Raw genomic sequence first — 23,251 nt, forward strand, 5'->3', positions numbered from 1 at the left:
AATCTGGCAGCCGTCCGGCACCCAGCCTCTCGCCCCATTCACATCATGCCGATCAACGAAAATCAACTATACCGCAAACTGGCCTGGCGCCTGCTCCCCCCGCTCTACATCATCTATATCCTGGCCTATCTCGACCGCATGTGCGTCGGCTTCGCCCAACTGCAGATGAAAGATGCGCTGCAGTTCAGCGACACGGTGTACGGCTTCGGCGCGGGCATCTTTTTCGTCGGTTACATGCTGTTCGAGATTCCGAGCAACCTGATTCTGGAAAAAGTCGGCGCGAAACTCTGGCTGACCCGGATCATGATTACCTGGGGACTGATTTGCTGTGCGATGGTGTTTATCGAAACTCCGCAAGGTTTTTATATTTTGCGCTTTCTGCTCGGCCTTGCCGAAGCCGGCTCGTTTCCAGGCATGATTCTGTATTTCAGCTACTGGTTTCCGGCCCCGGTCAGGGCCAAGTACGGCGCGCTGCTGATCACCGCGACCGCGGCCTCCGGCGTGCTCGGCGCGCCGCTGGCGGGGCTCTTGCTCGGCATCGACGGCGCGTTCGGACTGCAAGGCTGGCAATGGCTGTTTCTGGCCGAAGGCGCGCCTTCGGTGTTGTTCGGCTTTGTGCTGTATTTCTGGCTGACCGACCGTCCGGCCGAAGCCGGCTGGCTGAATGGTGAAGAGAAAGCCTGGCTCGAAAGGACATTGGCTGCCGAACGCGAAACGGCTCCCCACCCTCATGCCGCCGATCTGAAACAGGCCCTGCGCCATCCGAAAGTCTGGCTGCTGGCGCTGATCTATTTCGCGGTGGTGATCAATTATTACAGCATCAGCCTCTGGCTGCCGCAACTGATCAAGAGCTGGGCAGGACTCGACAACGTGCGCACTGCCTTGTTGACCGGCCTGCCCTATCTCGCGGCCGTAATCGCGATGGTGATCGTCGGCGCGCATTCGGACAGGACCCGCGAACGGCGCTGGCACATCGTGATCTGCGCCTGGATCGCGGCCGCCGCGTTCGCGCTGAGCCCCTACCTCGCCTCGCCGGTCTGGGCGATCGCCGCGATCGCGATCGCAGCGGCAGGCGTCTGGAGCACGCTGGCGCCGTTCTGGACGCTGCCGCATAGGCTACTAAAGGAGGGACCGGCCAAGGCGTCGGGCCTGGCGCTAATCAATTCGATCGGCAACCTGGGCGGCTTTGCGGGCCCCTATGTGATCGCCTGGCTGAAAACCGCGACGGGCGATTTCAAGCTGGCGCTGCCGCTGCTGGCGGCGACGATGGCGTCGGGTGTCCTGCTGATTTTCGTGGCGGTGAAACCGGAAGAAGAAGCGCCTAGCCCAGGTCCAATCGGCAATGGCTGCCGAATCGATAGCTGATCGATATTATTGCTTTGAATTCATGGGCCTATCTTTCCGTTTTGACATTTGTCCCTTGCCCGATACAATGTTGTGAACTTTAATTCATTGTTTCGGTAGAGAATCGCCGGCCTTTCGGGTTCCACGGCCTTTGCCTGGAAGCCGGGAAATAACCGTTCTTCTCGCCGAAAATCAATCGTCCGGCGCCTTGCGCCGGGCATTCCGCGATACTTGGCGTCAAGGATGACCGACTTTAACTACCCGAATTCGTACGAAACACATGGCAAATCAGCACTGGAAAATTCCGCCTAACGAAGTATTAAGCGCCGGCCCCGTGATGCCGGTGATGGTCATCAAGAATCTCGACGACGCAGTGCCTTTAGCAAAAGCCCTGGTCGAAGGCGGCATTCGCGTGCTGGAAATCACTTTGCGTACGCCGGTTGCGCTCGAAGCCATCCGACGCATCAGCCGGGAAGTCGAAGGCGCCATCGTCGGCGCCGGCACGATAGCGAATCCGGCGCAATTACAGGCCGCGGTGGACGCGGGCGCGGTCTTCGCGATCAGCCCCGGCATCACCCCTTCCCTGCTGGACGCGGCGGTGAATGGCGACATCGCATTAATTCCGGGCATCGCAACCCTGTCCGAACTGATGCTGGGCATGGAATCCGGCCTGGACCACTTCAAATTTTTCCCTGCCGAAGCGGCCGGCGGCATTCCGATGCTGAAAGCGATTGCGGGCCCTTTCCCGCAGGCGACTTTCTGCCCGACCGGCGGCATCTCGCCCGATAACTATCTGGCTTACCTCAAACTCCCTAACGTAGCCTGCGTAGGCGGTTCCTGGCTCGCTCCCCAGGACGCGCTGAATGCGAAAGACTGGTCCAAAGTCACCGAGCTTTCGAGACAGGCAATCGTCAACGCCAATCCCGATTAATTGACTCCGCAATCGACACTAAAACACGCCGCAACGGCGTCCCAACCGAGATTGACACCATGAGCAAACCCAGCACTATCGTCCTATCCACTCCCGAATCCGAACCCCTGTGTACGCTGCCCGTGTTGTCCGGCACGATAGGCCCCGGCGTGCTGGATGTCCAGTCGCTGTACAAGCAGGCCGGCATGTTCACCTACGACCCCGGCTTTACCTCGACCGCCAGTTGCCGGTCCTCGATCACTTATATCGACGGCGAGGCCGGCATATTACTGTACCGGGGTTATCCGATCGAACAACTGGCCATGCAATGTTCGTTTCTGGAAGTCTGCTACCTGCTGCTGCGGGGCGAACTGCCGAACTTCGACCAACTGAAAGAATTCGAGCGCAACATTACGATGCACACGATGGTGCACGACCAGCTGACCAACTTTTTCAAGGGGTTCCGCCGCGACGCGCACCCGATGGCGATCATGGTCGGCGTGGTCGGCGCTTTATCCGCCTTCTATCACGACGCGCTGGATATCCGTTCGAAGTGCGACCGCGAAATGAGCGCGATCCGGCTCCTGGCCAAGGTGCCGACGATCGTCGCGATGTGCCATAAATACAGCGCCGGATCGCCCTTCATGTATCCGCAAAACAAGCTCAGCTACGTCGAAAACTTCATGCGCATGATGCTGGCGACGCCGTGCGAAGAATACGAGCCGAATCCGGTGCTGGTCAGGGCGCTCGACCGGATCTTGATCCTGCACGCCGACCACGAACAAAACGCCTCGACCTCGACCGTTCGGCTCGCGGGTTCCAGCGGCGCGAACCCGTTCGCCTGCATCACCGCCGGCATCGCCTGTCTATGGGGCGCGGCGCACGGCGGCGCGAACGAAGCCGTACTGCACATGCTGGAAGAAATCGGCGATACCTCCCGCATCGGCATTTATATCAACAAAGCGAAAGACAAGGACGACCCGTTCCGGCTGATGGGCTTCGGCCACCGCGTCTACAAGAACCACGATCCGCGCGCCAAACTGATGCGCGAAACCTGCTACGAAGTTTTGGGCGAACTGGGGCTGCAGGACGATCCTTTGTTCAAGCTGGCGCTCGAACTGGAACGGATAGCGCTCGAAGACGAATATTTCATCGAAAAGAAACTGTATCCGAACGTCGACTTCTATTCGGGCATCGTGCTGCACGCGCTCGGCATCCCGAGCAAGATGTTTACCGCGATCTTTGCGATGGGCCGCACCGTCGGCTGGATTTCGCATTGGGACGAAATGATTGCGGATCCCGAGCAAAAGATCGGCCGGCCGCGGCAGCTCTATACAGGAGCAACCCGCCGCGACGTGCCGGCGCGGCACGGCAGGACCGTTTAGGCTAATTGCAGACCTGCCGGGTTTTTAAAACCCGGCAGGTCTTTTTCCAACGTTTTGATAAAAATCATGCAGGCCCTTCCTGAACTGATCGGCTATCTGGCCGCGCTGCTGACCACCGCCTCGTTTCTGCCGCAGGCGCTCCTGACCCTAAAAACCCGCGATACCGCCTCGCTCTCGCTGTCGATGTACGCGATTTTTACGCTGGGCGTATCGCTTTGGTTGATTTACGGCATTTTTCTGCACAATAACGCGATCATTGCGGCAAACTCGATCACGCTGCTGCTTTCCGCCTCGATTCTTTACGTCAAAATTTACAACCGGCTGACCGGCAGGGAACAAAGCCATACGGCGGCAGCGGCCGAATAACTCCGGTTTTATCGAAGATGCGTGACGGAAGCCCGGCTGATATCTTTTTTGCGATGAATCGGGATGCAAATTCATAGTGACGACTCGCCGCTATCGGGCTCCCGCAGCCGGGCCGTTTCCTGAAACCCGAATGCGCCGGCGGTGCGCGGCCGATTGCATTTTCCTTATAAATCAAATAGACTGCGCCTCATTCCCAAACGGCGGTTTCTCTTTAATTTACGGGGATTCAAGCGCGATACTTCCCCAATCTGGCAACGATGGACATCAATAGAATCAGAAAAGAACACAACTCCGGCGGGCTCGGCGGCATCATCAACAGCATACAGACCCTGTTCGTTGCCGGCCTCAGAGTATGGACGATTCCGATCGTGCTGATGCTGAGTATGGCGACCGGTTTCACCACTTTTTACGGCTTGTCGCATTTTATCGTTTCCTGGATTGCGCTGATCATCACGATCGCGATCCAGTCGATCATCGTGATCAGCTCGCTGGAAATCGCCGGCATGCACTGGAAAGCGAACAGACTGCGCTTTTTCAGCGTGCTGGCTTCGTTGCTGGTGGCGGTTTCCGCGTCGATTACCTTTTCGTATTTCAAATTCTACGAGATTTCCCAGAAGGAAAACATTCAAATCGACCGGTTGAACAAAATCCGCACCGATGTGAACGCCTATCTGAAAAGCGTCGCCGACACCAAAACGAAGATCCTGAAACAGCAGCAGGCCGAGTTGGACAAGGCTTCCGAGAGCGTCACCCAGGCTTACTACGGCACTCACCCGGACGCCCCGCCGACGCAAAAAAACATGATCGGCCAGGGACCTTTTTTCCGCTACCAGCGCGAAGTGTTGGAAACCAAGAAAAAGGAAGCGGCGCAGGTCGTGCAGGAATTCGAGAAACTGAATCAGGACATCCGCGTACTCCAAACGGGACTGAACGAATGGAACATGAGTTCACCCGATGCGGAAGCGCGCTACCGTAAAATCGTTTCCAGCCTGCAGGAAGTCTCGCTCAAATTCAATCAGATGGCGACCAGCAACGGCGTCATTGCACCGGACATGCCGATTTTGATGACTTATACGGAAATCGTGCAGGGCATTACGCCGTCGTTCGCAATGTGGAAGGACTTTTCGCTCTTCGCCTTTCTCTGCGCGTCCATGGCGGATTTTTTCACGGTGTTTTTATCCTACCGGCTGGAATTCACCGCGCCGGGACCGCTGAGCGAGCGCGAACAGGAACTGGCCTTCGAATGCCTCCGCCAGTTTACCGAGTTCAGGATCAACGAAAACGACGAACTCGAAATGGTGATCGAAAAATCGGAGATCGAAAAAGCCCGGCGCTATTCGGACTGGTCGCGGATGTTCGCGGTCGGCTTTTTATTGAGCCGCGGTTTCCTGCGCAAGATCGATTCGAAGTCTGTCGAATTCGCGCCGAATCTTTACCCTTTGATCGCAGAACGGATGAGCGCGCAAATCCGCGCCCTGAAGGCGCAGCAGGCAATGCGCGCTTCCGGACCGGCCGTTCCGGTCGCCGTGGAGGTGACCGATGACGAATAAACAAGCGTTGCTCGACGCCTGGCTGGCCGGACTGCCGCCGCAAACTTTTTCCGACGCCCCCGAAGCCGAGGTCTGGGATCCCGGCTTCGACGGCGAGAGCCGCGTCGTACTTGCCAAACTGGGGCCGTATTACCGGTTGTTCGAATATCCCGCCAAATTCTTTCCGCGCTTTTACCACCGCGTCTATCCTTTACCGGTCGCCGAATGGCCAATCAGCGTTTCCACCGCCCTTTACGGAGGACTCTGCACGATCGAGGCGCAATTGAAGATCCATTTTCAGGCGACTTTCAGCTATGCCGAGCGCAACCTCGAAATCCTCTCCGACATCAACGCGCATATCAAATCCGGCTATGAAGGGCTGATCCGGACCACCGTCGATGCCGAGCTCAGAAATCTTCGCGACGGCGAATGGATCGAATCGGGCCTTTTCGCCACCGAAAAGCAGATCGAAAAAACGATCAACGAGGCGTTGACCGTCAAATACATCAAATGCCGCGCAGTCTGCTCACTGACCCCGTCGTTCGCCGACCTGGAAGACAGCCGGGGCCTCGACGGCCGTTTTACCCAGGAGGCGGTTTACCTGAGCATCCTGGAGAAAAATTTCGAATTCCGCGAGAGGCAGGCGCGCGAACGGACTCGTCAGGAACAGATGCTGGAAAAGGAACGCCTCGAACGCCTGAACCAGTTGCATGCGTTGGAGCAGCAGAAACTGGCGATCGAGCGGGAGAACCAGCGCCAGCTGCTGGCTGTGCAGGAAAAGCAGAACGCCGATCAGTTTACGATCGAAGCGAAGCTGCACGAAGAAAAGGTCAAACACGAAAAGCACCTGCAAAGCATCGAGCAGGCCGCAGCCCTGCAGTTCGAGCTCGAACAGCAGGCCCGCCGGCAGGAACTGGAGCAGCAACTGCACGCAAAAAGGCTCGAACACGAAGCGATCCTGAAAGAACGGGAGCTGCAGGCCGGCTACAAGGCGCAGGAAGTGCTGCAGCAGGAGCAGCAGAAATACGAAGAGCAGCTCGAAGCCGAACGCATCGAGCACCAGACCCGCCTGAAGGAAATGCAACTGCAGGCCGAAATCAAGGAACTGGAGCTGCGCGTCGAAGTCACCAAAAACAAGGACGCTTACCTGCACCGGCAAATCGAGTGGCTGGTGCTGGACAAACAGCGCGCCGAACTGTCGCGGGCGATCAAGGAAGCCGAGAGCGACATTGAGGCGGCGAACCGGTTGTCGCAATCACAGACCCAGTAATCGTCACTCTCTTAATACTCCTATACCTTTTTATTTCATCATAAGCAAATCCCGGTAAAAGCGCGCCGGGAAACCCGCCGTACGGACCGGCTTCTTTCCGGCATGCGGATCATCACCCGGCCATTGCTTTCCATAATTGCCGACCTTCCGTGAGCGATTCGGCATTAAAAAATTTCCTTCTTCTCGATAGGATGGCCCTTGCTTGGGGCCATCTTTATCGAAAGCCTGTACAGCGATTTTCCCTCGTTGTTGCAGATTCGCAGCGACTTCACCGATTTGTTGCGCCGTCATCAAACCGTAATATTTCCGTCATTTTTCCGTCATTTTTATTCTCTATCCTTGCCGCAGTTTTAATCATCACTGTGAGCAACATGCATATTTCCAAACTGACTTTGGCCGTGGCGGCCGCCTTGGGCGCCGGCGCATCTTCATCCGCGTTTGCGATCGACCTTTATGTCGACGTCAAAACCAAGCAAATTTACGCCGAGCCCGGTCCGAACCGGCAGCTCATGGGCTCTTTTGAAAGGGTTGAGGATGCGCACGCGAAAACCGCCGAGCAACAGAATGCCGCAGAGATCGCCGCGATTCGGGAAGAGATGGCGTTAAAAGACAATCAAATCAAGGCGCTCGAAGAGCATGCCCAGGAAGCTTCGGGACCCGAGTCGGTTCATGTCAAACTCGACGACGGGATACATTTTGCGACCAAAGACGGCAATTTCACCGCCGGTATCAATGGGCGCATGCAGGTCGACTCACAGGCCAACATTAATCAGAAATTGCCTGTAGATTTTGTAACCCCGACAGGCGTCCCCTCGGAATTAAACGATGGCACAACACTCCGCCGGGCGCGTCTGGGCATCGAGGGAACTTTTTTCAAAAATACCGACTATAAATTCGAATACGATTTTACGCGCGGCAATGGCTTGAACGCGGGCGGTATTACCGACGCATTCATTCGCTATAATTTTTCCAAGCCTTTCTCGGTCAAATTCGGTGCCTTTAAAGAACCGTTCAGCTTGGAAGAAGCGACCAGCAACCGCTATACGACGTTCATCGAACGGAATATGGCCGTCAACACCCTCGTGGACAACCTGAATACTTATAAGGTGGGCTTCGGCGCGAACTACGCGACCGAACGCTGGCAAATCGGCACCTCGCTGCAAACCGAAGGAGTCGGCGGCTACAATGCCTATGGCAATAATGCAGTTAACGGTACGAGTACCGGCAGTGCAATTAATCTTAATGGCGGCGTCAACCGGAACGGCGGCGGCGGTGATACCAGCTGGGAAGCCAACCTTCGCGTGACCGGCTTGCCGTGGATGGAAAGCAAAACCAAATTCTTACACGTAGGTGCATCGGGATCGTACATTACCTTTAACAATAATTACAGAGGCGATGGAAGTTACAGTAACGGAGGCGTCATTTTCGCCAACGGCATAGGTTCCAACGTAGACCGTGCATCCATCTTGAATACGGGAAATTTGACTTCCGGTAATATCAAGTCGGCAGCTGCGATTCAAGCCGATTACCTCCACCGGTGGGGCGCCGAAACCGCGCTGGTTTATGGCCCATTCTCGGTGCAGGGCGAATATCTCCAAGCCAATATTCATGGAAAAGGTTACGACAAAGACGAATCGCTGGAAGGTTACTACGGCTATATGACCTACTTCCTGACCGGCGAATCACGCAACTATAAAGCTAAAACCGCCTCCTGGGACCGGATCAAACCGAATCACAACTTTGACATGCACGGCGGCTGGGGCGCATGGGAGCTTGCGGCCGGATACGATTACATGGACTTGAACTCCGGCATCATTAATGGCGGACGCGCGTCGACAGCCAAGTTCGGTATCAACTGGTATCCTAATTCGCATCTTCGCGTGATGGCGAATTACGTTCATGCCCTGGACATCAATACCGGTACCGTCACTACCGTTCCGGGCGGCACGACTGGAAATGCGACAAGCCGGGCATTTAATAATGCCGATCTGGATATCCTTGAAACCCGCGTTCAAGTCGACTGGTAACAGTCGCAGTTCGGCAGGACAGGTTTTTTAGCCTTCCAATAGGCCGCTATCGAAAGCCGCCCTGTAATCATCCTACGGGGCGGCTTTTTTTATGCGCGAATCGCTTCTCGGCGATAATTGATTCCCACGGCCGCCGCGCCCGGCAGAGGCGGGGGTAGTAACAATGGCTGAGCCGGGAGCTTTTAAGCCGGTAGAAAGACGAAAGCCGGGGGAAACCGCACAGCAGGAGATCCGGATCGGCATACGCAATGCCGGCTTCAATCCTAGGCCGGCGTTTCCCACTCGAATACCGGCAGGCTGTGCAGCGTGGCGCACAGCCCCTCGTTCCAGCGCTGCTGCAATTGCAGCAGATACGGATCGTTGGCGGCCAGTTTCAGGTGTTGGCTGATCTTCATGTCGTCCCGCCGGTAGATGGCGACTTCGAACGGCGGTCCGACCGTCGCATTCGAGCGCGAGGTTGCGTCGAGGGAAACCAGCAGCAGGCGCGCGCCTTCTTCGAGGCCGGTCAAGGCACCGACCGCACGGTCCAGCACCGGCTTGCCGTATTTGTTTTCGCCGATCTGCAGATAAGGGGTTTCGCGCGTCGCTTCGAAATAGTTGCCCTGCGGATAGATCAGCATCAGGCCGGGATTTTGCCCCTGGATTTGCCCTCCGAGAATCAGCGTGGTTTCGACGCTGACGCCGGACGACATCAGGGCCGGACCGTGTTCCCGCTGAATTTCCTGGCTGATTTTTCCGATATAGTCGGCCGCTTCGAACATATAACGCGCGGTCAACAGGCTCCCTCGGTCCGAAGGATATTCCAAATCGCGGACGATACGGTTCAATACGCCCTGGGTGGTCGCCAGGTTGCCGGACGACATCAGCACGAAGAAACGGTCGGGCGCCGGCGTAAAGATATGCAGTTTACTGAACGAGGTCACATAATCGACGCCGGCGTTCGTGCGCGAATCGGACGCGAACACCAAGCCGTCTTTCAACAGTAACCCCACACAATAAGTCATTGCATTTTCTCCCCGAAAAAATCAAAAAACGCGTCCATTTTAGAAGATGCGGTTAGTTAAAGCGACTTTTTTCCTGCCGCATGGTTCCCTTCACGCCGTCCGGACTGTTTTATCGGCACAGCTCTAGTTTTTGGTGCGGTTCTTGCTTTGAAATATCTGCACAGACGCCAAGACCCGTTCCGTTTTTCGACATTTCTTCATTACGCAGCTTTTTTTGAGAACGCCCATGTCTCTGACCATCGCGATTCAACATCTTACCGTTTACGAATACGATCAGCCGGTAGCGCTGGCGCCGCATCTGATCCGCCTGCGCCCTGCACCGCATACGCGCACGCCGCTCCATCAGTATTCCTTAAAAGTCGAACCGGCCAAGCATTTCGTGAACTGGCAGCAGGACGCCTTCGGCAACCATGTCGCCCGCTATGTGTTTCCGGAAAAAACCCGGAAGCTCTCGGTCGAAGTGAGCCTGGTCGCCGAATTGGTCACGGTCAATCCGTTCGATTTTTTCATCGAAGACTACGCGAACGAATTCCCGTTCCGGTACGAACCTCAGCTGGCCAAGGAGCTGGCGCCCTATTTCGAAATCCGGGAAAACGGCCCCAGGCTGCGCCAATGGCTACAGGAAATCCCGAAGCGGCCCGACCATACGGTCAACTTCATCGTTGCATTGAACAGCCGCCTGCAGCGGGACATCGGCTATACGCTGCGTATGGAACCCGGCATCCAGAGCTGCGAGGAAACGCTTGAATTCGGCACCGGCTCCTGCCGGGACAGCGCCTGGCTGCTGGTCCAGATCATGCGCCATCTGGGACTGGCCGCGCGTTTCGTGTCGGGCTATCTGGTGCAGTTGGCTGCCGACCGGAAGAGCCTCGACGGCCCTTCCGGGCCGGAGCAGGACTTTACCGATCTGCACGCCTGGACCGAAGTCTATCTGCCCGGCGCGGGCTGGGTCGGCATCGATCCCACTTCGGGGCTGTTCGCGGGCGAAGGCCATATTCCGCTGTCCTGCACGCCCGACCCGGTCAGCGCGGCGCCGATCACCGGCGCGGTCGACAAGTGCGAAGTATCGTTCCGTTTCGAAAACCGGGTCGTCAGGGTGCACGAGGATCCGCGCGTCACCCAACCCTACAGCGCGGAACAATGGGCTGCCATTCAAAGGCTCGGCGAACAGGTGGACGCACGATTGCACGGCAGCGACGTGCGGCTCACCCAGGGTGGCGAACCGACTTTCGTCTCGATCGACGACATGGACTCGCCCGAGTGGAATACCGAAGCGCTCGGCGAACACAAGCGCGAACGCGCCGAGGACCTGCTGCACCGGCTTTACCGCCGCTGGGCGGAAGGCGGCGTGATGCACCACGGCCAGGGCAAATGGTATCCCGGCGAACAGCTGCCGCGCTGGTCGCTGGGCGTGTTCTGGCGCACCGACGGCGTGCCGGTCTGGCGCAACCCGGCCCTGCTCGCCGCTTACCGGGACCGCCTCCGGTCGCAGACCAATCTGTCCGGCCGCTTCATCAGCCGCCTTGCCGGTTTTCTCGGCGTGCCGACCGACCATGCGATGCCCGGCTTCGAGGATGGGCTTTACTACCTCTGGAAGGAAGGCAACCTGCCGGCGAACGCCGACGTGCTCGATTCGAAGCTGCGCGACCCGATCGAGCGGGCCCGCCTGCGCAAAGTTTTCGAACAGGGCCTCGACCGGGTCGTCGGCCATGTGCTGCCTATCGCCTGGGACTACAGCAAGGATTGCTGGCGTTCGTCGCGCTGGAAGTTCCGCCGCGAACACATGTTCCTGTTGCCCGGCGATTCGCCGATGGGTTACCGGCTGCCGCTGGACAGCCTGCTGTGGGAGCCTGCCGATCAACGCCAGCAGTTGATTCCGCTCGATCCTTTCGCGCCGAAAAAGCCGCTGCCCGCCGATCACAGCGCGTTGCAGACCCGTTACACGCACCGCCTCGGTGCGGCCGCTCCGCATCCGGGCATCAGCGAACAGGGTTTTGCCGATGCGGTCCCCGCCGATTGGGACCGTTACCTGATCCGTACCGCGCTCTGCGTCGAAATTCGCGACAACCGGCTGCATGTGTTTCTGCCGCCTTTGATCGATCTCGAACACTGGCTGCGGCTCGTCGCTGCGCTCGAAAACACCGCCGCCGACCTGAACATTCCGATCCTGCTCGAAGGCTACGAGCCGCCGCGCGACGAACGCCTGAAGCGTTTCAACATCACGCCCGACCCCGGCGTGATCGAAGTGAACGTGCCGCCTGAAGCCGACTGGGCCGCCTTGTCCGAACTGACCGAGAGCCTGTATGAGGAAGCCCGCCTGGCGCGCCTCGGCACCGAAAAATTCATGCTCGACGGCCGCCACACCGGCACCGGCGGCGGCAATCACGTCACGCTGGGCGGCCATACCGCCGCCGATTCGCCGTTTCTGCGCCGTCCGCACCTGTTGTCCAGCCTGCTGCGCTTCTGGCAGCACCATCCCGGCCTGTCTTATCTGTTCTCGGGCCTGTTCGTCGGCCCGACCTCGCAGGCGCCGCGCGTGGACGAGGCGCGCGACGAATCGCTGTACGAGCTCTCGATCGCGCTGAAGCAGCTCGCGCAGCACCAGGAGCCGCCCCCCTGGCTGGTCGACCGGGTACTGCGCAACCTGTTGACCGACATGACCGGCAATACCCACCGCGCCGAGTTCTGCATCGATAAACTCTACGCCCCCGACGGCCCGAGCGGCCGCCTCGGCCTGGTCGAATTCCGCGCCTTCGAGATGCCGCCGCACCCCCGGATGAGCATGGTACAGATGTTGCTTCTACGTTCATTAGTGGCACGGTTTTGGGAGCATCCGTACGAGCTCGAACCGGTGCGCTGGGGCACCGAACTGCACGACCGCTTTCTGCTGCCCCATTTTGTTGCAGGCGACCTGAAGGATGTGACCGAAACGATGCAGCGCTGGGGTTATCCGTTCGCAATGGATTGGCTCGCGCCGTTCCTGGAATTCCGCTTTCCGCATTACGGAGCGGTGCAGATCGGCGATGCGGAACTGGCGCTGCGGTTCGCGATCGAGCCCTGGCATGTGCTCGGCGAGGAAGTGACCGCGCAAGGCACGTCCCGCTTCGTCGACTCGTCGGTCGAACGGCTGGAAATCAAGGCGCGGGGGCTGACCGAAGGCCGCCATGTCGTAACCTGCAACGGCCGCCGGGTGCCGCTCCGCCGCACCGCGCGCCGCGACGAATGGGTGGCTGGCATCCGGTACAAGGCCTGGCAGCCGGCCTCCGGCCTGCATCCGACGATTCCGGCCCAGGCGCCGCTGGTGTTCGACCTGATCGACAGTTGGAACGGCATCGCGCTCGGCGGCTGCACTTACCATGTCGGGCATCCGGCCGGACGCAATTACGAAACCCTGCCGGTCAACGCGAACGAGGCGGAAGCCCGGCGGCTGGCGCGGTTCTGGGCACATGGGCATACGCCGGGGCCGGTCATCGCGCCGTGCGAGGAAGTGAACAACGAGTTCCCCTATACGCTGGATCTCAGAACATAAAGGTAGGGTACGCTCGACTGCAGGGATGCAGGAGGTACGACCCCATGGATGGGGGAGGTAGATCGCGGGGAACATGCGATCGAGAGCAATGCCACCACTAAAGGGTGGTCTAGGGACAGAGCAATTGCCGAGTGCGTACCCCATAGAGAGCTATTCGCGTAGGGAAACCTGAAAAGGTACGCACAGCGTACCCTACGAAAAGCGAGAAACCGCATGAAAAACATCGATTGGAAAACATACGAAGCCGGCAAGGTCTGGGACGAACTGATCGACACCGAAAATCGGCCGCGCCCGCACGGCGAGCAGCTCGCTAGGTTGCTGGCCGGCATGGACGCGGACGAGTTGGCGTCCCGGCAAACGGCAGCCGATCTCGCGATCAAGGAAATGGGCATCACCTTTACGGTCTATTCGGACGAAACGCGGGGCGCGATCGACCGTACCTGGCCATTCGACATCGTACCGCGCATTATCGCCAAGAACGAGTGGGATACGATCGAGAAAGGGCTCAAACAGCGCGTGACCGCGCTGAACCGCTTCATCGACGATCTCTACCACGATCAGGAGATCATCCGGGCCGGCATCATCCCGCGGGAAATCATCGCCAGTTCGAGCAATTTCCGGCCGCAGTGCGTCGGCATCTCGCCCCGTTTCGGCGTCTGGGCGCACATCTGCGGCTCCGATCTGGTGCGCGACCGGGACGGCACCGTGTATGTGCTGGAAGACAATCTGCGCGTGCCCTCCGGCGTCTCCTACATGCTCGAAAACCGTCTGGTCACCAAGCGCGTGTTTCCCGAATTGTTCGAAGACTATGCGCCGCTGCCGGTCGATGATTACCCGTCGCAGCTTTACGACGCGCTGGCCGCATTGTCGCCGCGCGACATCGAATACCCGGAAATGGTCGTGCTGACGCCGGGCGTCTACAATTCGGCCTATTTCGAACACAGCTATCTGGCCCAGCAAATGGGCTGCGAACTGGTCGAAGGCCGCGACCTCTACGTCGACGGCGACGATTGCGTGTACATGCGCACGGTCGGCGGCCCTGCGCGCGTCGACGTGATCTACCGCCGGGTCGACGACCTGTTTCTCGACCCGGAAGCTTTTCATCCCGATTCGCTGCTCGGCGTGCCCGGACTGCTCCGCGCCTGGAAGGCCGGCAAGGTCGCGCTGGCGAATGCGCCCGGCGCCGGCGTGGCCGACGACAAGGTGGTCTACTCGTACGTGCCCGACATCATCGAGTTCTATCTCGGCGAAAAACCGGTCCTGCCGAATGTGCCGACCTGGCGCTGCATGGAGCCCGAGGCGCTCGCCGACACGCTCGCCAATCTCGAAAACCGGGTCGTGAAGCCGGCCAACGAATCGGGCGGCTACGGGATGCTGGTCGGCAGCGCTTCGACCGAAAAGGAACGCGAGGAATTCGCCAAACGCCTGAAACAGGATCCGCGCAACTACATTGCGCAGCCGGTGCTCGGGCTTTCGACCGTGCCGACGATCGTCGAGAAGCGCATGGAGCCGCGCCATGTCGATCTGCGTCCGTTCATCCTCAGCGCCGATCAACAGCAGGTCACGATGGGCGGCCTCACCCGGGTGGCGCTCAGGCAGGGTTCGCTGGTCGTCAATTCGTCGCAGGGCGGCGGCAGCAAGGACACCTGGATCGTACCCCTTCGATAAGGAGTAAGCCGATGTTATCGCGAGTCGCCGAAAATATTTACTGGGTAGGGCGTTATCTGGAACGCGCCGAAAATACCGCCCGCCTCCTGGCCGCCAACGCGGCCCTGCATCTGGACCTGCCGCGCGGCATTACGCCGGCTTGGGAGCCGCTGATTGCGATGGCAGGCGCGCAGGACCTGTTCGAAGCTCAGCATTCCGATTACAGCGAGCCGGAAGTGATCCGGTTCATGCTCGGCTCCGAGCAAAATCCAAGTTCGATCCTGAGTTCGTTGCGCGCGGCCCGCGAAAACGCGCGCACGATCCGCGATTATATGCCGCGCGAAGCCTGGGAGCTGATCAACAAACACCATCTCGACGCCGGCGAACGGCTTGACGAAGGCCTGTCCAAACGCGGCCGCCACGAATACCTGAAACGGATCATCCTGACCACGCAAACATTGAACGGGATGCTGGCAGGCACGATGAACCACGACCAGGGCTACCATTTCCTGTTGCTCGGCCGGAACATCGAACGGGCCGACATGACCACGCGGATTATCGATGTCCGCACGGACGGGTTGTTGCCCCTGGAAAATTCCGGATTGCAGGCATTCGAAACGCTTCAGTGGGTCAGCCTGCTCCGCTCGCTGAGCGCGTACCAAATGTACCGCCGCAGCATGCAGGCCCGGGTCCGGCGCGGCGACGTGCTGCTCTTTCTGTTCCAGAGCGCGGATTTCCCGCGTTCGATCCGGCATAACCTGTGCAATATCGAACGCAGCCTGAAAACCTTGCCGAATCACGAATCGGCGATCCGGATTCTGTATCAGGCCAAGTCCCGGATTCTGTCGACGCCGGTCGAGAAAATGCCGTGCGCGCCGCTGCACCACTTCATCGACCAAGTGCAGATCGCGCTCGACCGGGTGCATGACGAGATCAGCAGCGCCTGGTTTTTGCCTCCGCATTGAGTAAGGCGCCCATCACCTTACCTGAGTGTGGATTTCAAATAAATCCGGAGCTTACTTAATTTCAAAAAGGTACGCACAGTTTTGTGTTTGCGGAGAATTTTCGAACAGTGGGGATGGGGTTATAAACCTCCGTCCCGTTCAGCCCAGTTGTAGGGTACGCTGTGCGTACCTTTTCCCTCAATGGTACGCACAGCGTACCCTACGATTCTTCTCGCGCCAGTTGTCAACCGATTACCTCGGTTCGGTAGCGGTAGAAGCGCAGGTTATCCGACCAGTAATCGGCCGGCAGCCCCGCCTTTTGCTTCAGATGCCTGAGGAACCGCTTCGGGTCCGGCAAATGCTCCCAGACCGAAGGCAAAAAGGTTCCGCGCCGCCTGCCTTCCTCGATAGTCAGCCCGTCTTCGCCGGCCCTCAGTTGCGTCAGCAGATCCTCTTCCGATGCGAAGACGATCGGCTCGGGCGGGGTCAGAATCGAGAGATGGATTTCCAGTTGTTCGAATTCGTCCGCCGACAGCGGCGGAAAGCGATAGTCTCTAAACGCAGCGGCAAACGCATTTTCGGCAATATCCTCGGCCAGCGGCCGCACTGCTTTCAACATGCCGATGCAGCCTCTAAGCTGGCGGTGCTTGTGCAGGGTCACGAAAGTCGCACGCGGCTCCAGGAATTCCGGAGGAAAAGCGGTGGTATCGATTTTCAAGGGGCTGTCGGTTTCGAGGCCGTGCCGAATCGAACGTTTAGCCAGGTCGAGCAATATTTGGGCTTGTTGTGAATTCAACTTCACTCCGATTTCGGGTTTACGGCTTAGCCCGGCGAGTCAATAACAATGATCAAATTGCCGAAGTTAACATATCTCAAAAAGCTCATGCGAACGTTAGTCCGGACTGAAGCTTATGTTAAATCGGTGAATTCCTATTATCCGCCCTTATTCCGCAAAATTGAATAAAAACCAAAGACTCGAACCGAACAATAAAAGCGAGCCGCACAGCAGTAAAATCGGGAACATCCATGAGGTACTCTCTTGAGCCGACCTGATCGGCTGTCCTCTGCCGGCCGGCTGGGCCGCGCCTCTCGGCGGTAAAGACGCGGCCGGTCTGGAAGCGGAGACTTGCTTCACCGCCGGGCCTCCTGCTTCCTGTTTTTGCACCGATTCCTCGCTGCGATGATTGGTCAGCCACAGAAAAACTTCGCTCCCCAGCCCGATTTCGTCGGCCGCCTGCCGCACGCTGTCTACATCGACCCGTGTTTTGCCGGCCTCAAAGCTGACGCGAAGCGCCCTGTCGCAAAACGTATTGACCAGTCGCGGAGTGCCTCGCGTCGCCGCCACGATCGCCTGGACGGCTTCGCCGGTAAAAATGCCCGAACGGCATCCCGCCACTTTCAGCCGATGCCGGATATATTGGTGCACCTCGGCAGGACTCATTGTACCGATCGCCTCCAGCCAGGCAACCCGCTGTTTAAACGATTCCAAATGCGGCTGGGCCAGTTTGAGGAGGAATTCCTCCTGCCCAATCAGGAGAATCTGGATCAGTTTGGTCCGGCCTTGTTCAAGATTATTCAAAAGCCGGACGCATTCCAGCACATCCTCGGATATTTTATGCACTTCGTCGATAATCAACAGACAGCGATTGCCCTCGCTGCGCAGCTTCTGCAAATGCGCCTTGATGTCCCTCAGCATGAAAACCCGGCCGGATGGCTGACATTCGATCTCTAATTCCTGGGTCAGAAAGAGCAGCAACTCTTCGCTGGCTTCCGGCGGCTCGCCCAGCCAGATAATTTTGGTTTTCTCGGGAACCGATACCATCAGTTTTTGGCTCAAGGTGGTTTTGCCGGTGCCGATCGGTCCTGCAACCACCATCAAACCTTTTTCCGCCAGAACGCTATCGACCATCCGGCTGAGTACGCGGCTATAGTCGCCTTGTTCGAAAAAACAGGCCGGATCGGCAACGTTTTCGAATGGCATGCTATTCAATGAAAAGTGATTCGTATACATACTACCCTGTTCCAGTTTGGTCTACACAAACTTTGTAACTACAAAGCAATCCATTAATCAATGCCCGGCGTCAGTGCCGGGCGGCGAGAGTGTTATTTCGACCCGGCGATTTTTCGAGCGCCCCTTCCGGGTCAGATTGGAAGCCCGCGGCATCGAATCGCCAAGTCCTTTCACGATGATCCTGTCGCCGGCGACGCCTTTTTGCTTCAGCGCTTGGGCGACGGCCTTCGCGCGCAGCATCGAGACGATCTTGTTCCATTTCCAGGCTTGCGTGCGGGTAAAGCCGCCCGGTATCGATCTGTCGGCGTGGCCTTCGATGATGACCTTGTCGGAAGATCTCTCCTGAATAAGCGGAATGATCTTGTCGATCTCAGCCTGCGCACCGGCCCCGGGTTTTGCCACGCCCGGAGAAAACGCGCCTTCGCCAAGCACGAGCAGGCGCAGGCGCATTTCCCCATCCCGGGAAAGACCTTCTTCTTCGGCTTTCTTCGGAGAGGCCGGATTCGACGGTTTCTCGGGGATTCGCGGGGCCGTCGCCTCGGTAACAACGGCCGATAGAAGCGGGACTGAAGTATCCGGCTGCTCTGCCGGTTTTCTTGCGCTTGCGTTACCGTTCTGCGCGGTCCCGCCTTCCCTGGTTTTTTCGGATAATGCCGGCTTATGGATCATGCCGAGGCTCCGCTTTTGTTCGGGCGCCGGTATTTCGAGGGATGTGTCGACAGCCGTGAGGGATTCCCGGCGGGCTTCCGTTTCGCGGCCTCCCGCCGGGAAGGAAATCGCTCTCTGCCGGGAGACGAATAGCACGGCCATAAAAATCACTGCCGATGCGCCCAGCATCGTAATCGAAGCCGCGGTAATGGCTCGGCGCATTCTCAGATATTCCATTCCTCCCCCTCATCCCGATCGGCATATCACCTGCGTTTTCCATAAAGCCAACAAAAATTAGAGGGGGCATTTTCTCCAATCGTTTCATCGGATTGTTAAATTTCGATCCCGAGCCTTTAAGCGACGATGACTCCATTTTTCGCCAGTTCAATAAACTGTTCCCCCGGAACGGGTCTCTGGATATAGAAACCTTGGGCGTAACGGCACCCCCGTTGCACCAGAAAGTCCACCTGCCCTTTTTCTTCGACCCCCTCGCAAACCAGCTCCAATGAGTAATTCTTCGCGATGGCGATGATCGTTTCGATCAGCGCGGCATCATTCGGATCCCATAAAACATCGCGAATGAAGGATCGGTCGATTTTCAAAATATCCAGCGGCAATTTTTTCAAATAACTCAGGGATGAAAAACCGGTGCCGAAATCGTCCATTGCGATTCTGATCCCTTGTTGTTTAAGCAGTTGCAATTGCAGCATGTAATTGGCCTGATGGCTCATCATCAGGCTTTCGGTAATTTCCACGATTACATGGCTCGAATTCATGCCGCTGCTTTCAATGATGTCGATCCAGTTTTCCGCACAGTTTCCGGCAACGAATTGCAGCGGCGAAAAATTGATCGCGATATAAAGCGGCTCCTGCAAAATCCTGTTCAAGCCTGCCATGAAGCGACAGGCTTCGCTCAATACCAGCTCGCCGATCTTCGAGATCAAATTAAGGCTTTCGGCGAGCGGAATAAACTCTTCCGGAGACACATTCCCGCGCACCGGGTGTTGCCAACGGAGCAACGCTTCGGCGCCGACGATCCGTTTGCGGAACAAGTCGTAAACCGGCTGATAATGCACCGTAAATTGATTGTTTTTTATGGCAATTTTAATATCGTTGCTGAGGCTGTGCTGTATTTTGGCTTTTTCATGCATGCTCGGCGTGAAAAAGCGGTAAGCGTTGCGGCCTTCGGCCTTAGCCGTGTACATGGCGCTGTCCGCGTATTTGAGCAAGGTTTCCCCGTCTTTGCCGTCGTTTGGAAACACGGTAATGCCGATGCTGGCCGTTACGTTCAGCTCGTGATCGTCTACCACAATCGGCGCCTGAATCGCTTCCAGAATTTTTTCCACGGTAGGGATAATGTCCGCTTCCTTTTGCAGGCCCGTCACCAGCACCGTAAACTCATCACCGCCGAACCGGGCGAGGGAATCGGACTCTCGCAAAATGCCGACCATGCGCTGACTGATCCGCTGCAATAAAATATCGCCCAGCGAATGCCCCAACGCGTCGTTGATGTCTTTGAAACCGTCCAGATCGATAAACATGACGCCGACCAATTCCCGAGCGCGCCCGGCATTCGCGATCGCTTGCTTGAGCCGGTCGAAGAACAGGTTCCGGTTCGGCAGATGGGTCAAGGCATCATAATTGGCTTGCTGAATGATCGTTTCCCGGTCTTTATATGCGGCGCTGATGTCGGTGAAAATTCCGATATAATGCAACACTTTTCCTGACTCGTCCTTGAGGGTGCTGATCGAAAGCCATTCGGGATAAACCGATCCGTCTTTACGTTTATTGAATATCTCTCCCTGCCATTTTCCGGTGTCTTTGATCGATTGCCACAGGCTTTCGTAGAATTGGGACGACTGGCGCTTTGAACTCAGGATACTCGGGTTTTTGCCGACAACTTCCGCTTTTTCATAACCGGTAATCTCGGTAAATGCCGGGTTGATGGAGATGATTTGATTGCCGGCGTCGGTAATGACGATCGCTTCGTTGGCGTTTCCGAACACGCTTGCCGCCAGGCGAATCTGCTCTTCCGCAAGGCATTGCTCGGTAATATCCTGAATCGTTAAGACCGCTCCCGTAACCGTATCGATATTTCGGCTGAAATAAGGATAGATGATCAATTCGAAATATTTTTTCTGTATCGGCAATTTACTGTGATACGTCGCTCCCGTGTCAATCACCTGCTGAATTCGGCCGATTAAATCCTCACATCCTAAAGCGTTCTTTAACGTATTCAAATTCGGTTGCTCGGTACCGTCGATAAAGCCGCCATTGAAATATTTTTTGCTGGCCTCGTTGATTCGATTGATATGCATCCGGCTGTCGACCACGATGACCGCTTTGTCCATGCTGTCCAGCACGTTCCGCAAATCGTCGTTCGCTTCTTTTAATTCCCGCGTTTTTAACGATAGCTCGTTATTGACCTGGGTCAGTTCTTCGTTGATCGATTGCAGTTCTTCATTGGAGGTTTCCAGCTCTTCGTTGGTGGATTGCAATTCTTCATTGGCCGCCTGCACTTCTTCGTTCAACACCTGCCAGGCATCGACATTCGTTTCCAACGCCACCGTGACCGTCCGCAGCGTTTCGCGCGCCATCTGCAGCTCTTGTTCCATCTCGACCAGGCGCGACACCGCCACCTGATCCGTATCGATGATTTCGGGATTGCGTTCCACTTCCTGGAACGAAATCAGCAATAATTCTTCCTTGAACGATTCCTGATAAACGGGCGTCACGATAATCCGGTAATGGACCGTCTTCTCATCCGCCGTTAACATCATGGTCTGGCTGGTCACCGTTTCCCTGCGCGACAAAGCGCTATGGCAAAAAGCCTTCAACTCCGTTTTCAGCGACGGATCGATGATCGAGAAAAGGTTGAAATCCGCTTTCCCTTTTTTGATTTTGATAAACGCTTCGCAGCTTTTATAAAATTCCAGAATCTTGCCTTCCCGGCTGGCGAGGATGCTCGGGGGCGCATAGATATCAACCAGCTTATCCTGGCCCAACAATTTATAGACCAGATGCACGGGCATCACACTGCTGATGTCCCGATTTGCATTGAAGTGCATCAAGCTTTTGGAGTCCAGACCGGGACGGATAATGTGCGAATCGTTCTTTACGAATAATTTGCTGTTCCTGTTCAGTTCAATAAAGGCATCGCTCAAACTCCAGAGCGATTCCGCCTGGCCGAGAAATAGGATGCCCTGGCTTACCAAAGCGTAATGAAAGATTTTAAGTATCTGCTCCTGAAGCGCCTGGTTGAAATAAATCAATAAATTACGGCAACTGATCAAATCCACGCGGATAAAAGGGGGACTTTTGACCAGATCGTGGCGGGAGAAAATGATTAAATCGCGGAGCGACTTGTTTACGATAAAACCATACTCGTCTTCGGTGAAATATTTGGCTTTCAAGGCGCAGTCCAAAGCAATCAACGACAATTCGTCGTATGTCCCCTTACGCGCCGTCTGGATCGCTTCGGCATTGATATCGGTGCCGTAAATTTGCACGCGGTAACGCGAAATTTCGGCCCCCAACTCCTCCGCCAAAATCATCGCAATCGAATAGGCTTCTTCGCCGGTAGCGCATCCCGGAACCCAGACACGAATATAGTCCCCGGCTTTTTTATGCGTCAGAATCTTTTTCAACGCCACCCTTAACGCATTGAAACACTGCGCATCCCGGAAAAACGACGTAACGCAGACCAAAAAGCTTTTGGCCAACTGGCTCAGCTCCTCGGGGTTGCCTTTTGTAAATTGAACGTATTCGCCAAGATCGTCGATGTGCAGTATCGCCATGCGCCGGTTGACCTGGCGGATCACCGTGCTGTTTTTGTAATTGACGAAATCCATTCCCGTCACTTTTAAAATATCGTCAACGATAACTCTAATCTCCGGAGGCAATTGGGTTTCCTTTCCTTCAGTAACGGGAATATCCAGATTCTTGGCTATCAACCCCAGCTCCAACGCGGCTTCTGCAGGGCTGAGAATGATATCGGCCCGGCCTTGCTCTATCGCCGCTTCAGGCATGCTTTTAAACTTGGCGGTTGCGGGTTGCTGGGCAATGGTAAGCCCGCCGGCCGCTTTGATGGCTTTGATTCCTTTGGCGCCGTCATGGCCGGTGCCGGAAAAAATAACGCCTACCGCCTTTTCCTGATAGGCTTCCGCAAGGCTGTAAAAAAAATAGTCGATCGTGGTTTTAGGAGCGGGTGCCAAAGAAGCGGATAAAAGTTTGAGGCAACCTTTGTCGATTTCTATATCTCTCCCTGCCGGCGCCACATAGATGGTATTGGCGCAGAGACCGACGCCGTCCGCCGCTTCCTCAACCGAAAGTTTTGCCTTGCTTTTCAATAACTCGACCAACGCGCTGCGTTTATCGGCAGGCAAATGCTGAACGATGACATAGCTCATATTGTTGCTTGGCGACAATTGTTCAACGAAAGAAAACAAAGCCTCCAGTCCGCCGGCGGACGCGCCAATGCCTACAACATACATTTCATGGTACTCCAGTAATCCTCCAAAATGACTCTATCTGCGTTCCTAATAGACGCGGCTTTCCAAGCTTTGTTCGCAGGGATATGATCGGGTTTCAATGGACAGTTTCGAACCGCATTTACTAAAGCCGGAGCATCGGTTCGT

The 23,251-nt window shown here is 56.7% G+C and carries 15 protein-coding genes; 10 read left to right on the forward strand and 5 right to left on the reverse strand.

Going from position 1 to position 23,251, the window contains the following annotated elements; all coding sequences use genetic code 11:
* Positions 1-45: 45 nt before the first annotated feature.
* The 7 genes from CC94_RS0106905 to CC94_RS0106940 all read left to right on the forward strand — a co-directional run bounded on the left by CC94_RS0106905 (position 46) and on the right by CC94_RS0106940 (position 8,831).
* Positions 46-1,365: an MFS transporter gene (locus tag CC94_RS0106905; RefSeq protein WP_005375074.1), complete on the forward strand. Its 1,320-nt coding sequence runs from the start codon at positions 46-48 to the stop codon at positions 1,363-1,365.
* Positions 1,366-1,624: 259 nt separating this feature from the next.
* Complete coding sequence (locus CC94_RS0106910; protein ID WP_005375075.1) at positions 1,625-2,275, forward strand: bifunctional 4-hydroxy-2-oxoglutarate aldolase/2-dehydro-3-deoxy-phosphogluconate aldolase; 651 nt, start codon at positions 1,625-1,627, stop codon at positions 2,273-2,275.
* A gap of 59 nt (positions 2,276-2,334) precedes the next feature.
* Positions 2,335-3,639, forward strand: coding sequence for a citrate synthase (gltA, locus tag CC94_RS0106915; protein ID WP_005375076.1), 1,305 nt, complete (start codon positions 2,335-2,337; stop codon positions 3,637-3,639).
* Positions 3,640-3,705: 66 nt separating this feature from the next.
* Positions 3,706-4,005, forward strand: a complete 300-nt coding sequence (locus CC94_RS0106920; RefSeq protein WP_005375077.1) for a SemiSWEET family sugar transporter — start codon at positions 3,706-3,708, stop codon at positions 4,003-4,005.
* 257 nt (positions 4,006-4,262) lie between these two features.
* On the forward strand, positions 4,263-5,555 hold the full coding sequence (locus CC94_RS0106925; RefSeq protein WP_005375078.1) for a hypothetical protein: 1,293 nt from the start codon (positions 4,263-4,265) through the stop codon (positions 5,553-5,555).
* Positions 5,545-6,804 (forward strand): coiled-coil domain-containing protein, encoded by a 1,260-nt coding sequence (locus tag CC94_RS0106930; RefSeq protein WP_036303800.1) that lies wholly within the window; start codon positions 5,545-5,547, stop codon positions 6,802-6,804. The genes CC94_RS0106925 and CC94_RS0106930 overlap by 11 nt, the downstream gene beginning before the upstream one ends.
* A 149-nt stretch (positions 6,805-6,953) precedes the next feature.
* Positions 6,954-8,831, forward strand: a complete 1,878-nt coding sequence (locus CC94_RS0106940) for an OprO/OprP family phosphate-selective porin (protein ID WP_245619713.1) — start codon at positions 6,954-6,956, stop codon at positions 8,829-8,831.
* A 263-nt stretch (positions 8,832-9,094) separates the two neighbouring features.
* Here CC94_RS0106940 and CC94_RS0106945 read toward each other — a convergent pair whose 3' ends face one another.
* Positions 9,095-9,835 carry a proteasome-type protease gene (locus CC94_RS0106945; protein WP_031430327.1) on the reverse strand — a complete coding sequence of 247 codons (741 nt, stop codon included), beginning with the start codon at positions 9,833-9,835 and terminating at the stop codon, positions 9,095-9,097.
* Positions 9,836-10,061: 226 nt separating this feature from the next.
* Here CC94_RS0106945 and CC94_RS0106950 point away from each other — a divergent pair, with 226 nt between their 5' ends.
* The 3 genes from CC94_RS0106950 to CC94_RS0106960 all read left to right on the forward strand — a co-directional run bounded on the left by CC94_RS0106950 (position 10,062) and on the right by CC94_RS0106960 (position 15,976).
* Complete coding sequence (locus CC94_RS0106950) at positions 10,062-13,364, forward strand: transglutaminase family protein (protein ID WP_031430328.1); 3,303 nt, start codon at positions 10,062-10,064, stop codon at positions 13,362-13,364.
* Positions 13,365-13,577: 213 nt separating this feature from the next.
* Positions 13,578-15,032 (forward strand): circularly permuted type 2 ATP-grasp protein, encoded by a 1,455-nt coding sequence (locus CC94_RS0106955; protein ID WP_031430329.1) that lies wholly within the window; start codon positions 13,578-13,580, stop codon positions 15,030-15,032.
* A gap of 11 nt (positions 15,033-15,043) precedes the next feature.
* A complete protein-coding gene (locus tag CC94_RS0106960; RefSeq protein WP_031430330.1) occupies positions 15,044-15,976 on the forward strand; it encodes an alpha-E domain-containing protein in 933 nt (310 codons plus the stop codon).
* Between the two features lie 223 nt (positions 15,977-16,199).
* On the opposite strand, the gene amrA is transcribed toward CC94_RS0106960, so the two are convergent.
* The 4 genes from amrA to CC94_RS0106980 form a co-directional block, all read right to left on the reverse strand.
* Positions 16,200-16,757: an AmmeMemoRadiSam system protein A gene (gene amrA / locus CC94_RS0106965; RefSeq protein WP_213069424.1), complete on the reverse strand. Its 558-nt coding sequence runs from the start codon at positions 16,755-16,757 to the stop codon at positions 16,200-16,202.
* 141 nt (positions 16,758-16,898) lie between these two features.
* A complete protein-coding gene (locus tag CC94_RS0106970) occupies positions 16,899-17,936 on the reverse strand; it encodes an ExeA family protein (RefSeq protein WP_245549428.1) in 1,038 nt (345 codons plus the stop codon).
* Between the two features lie 87 nt (positions 17,937-18,023).
* Positions 18,024-18,851 (reverse strand): OmpA family protein, encoded by an 828-nt coding sequence (locus tag CC94_RS22185; protein WP_051911388.1) that lies wholly within the window; start codon positions 18,849-18,851, stop codon positions 18,024-18,026.
* Between the two features lie 116 nt (positions 18,852-18,967).
* Entirely contained in the window at positions 18,968-23,107 is a 4,140-nt protein-coding gene (locus CC94_RS0106980; protein WP_031430332.1) for an EAL domain-containing protein, read from the reverse strand.
* Positions 23,108-23,251: the final 144 nt, after the last annotated feature.

Origin of the sequence: Methylomicrobium agile, assembly GCF_000733855.1 — a bacterium.
GTDB lineage: Bacteria > Pseudomonadota > Gammaproteobacteria > Methylococcales > Methylomonadaceae > Methylomicrobium > Methylomicrobium agile.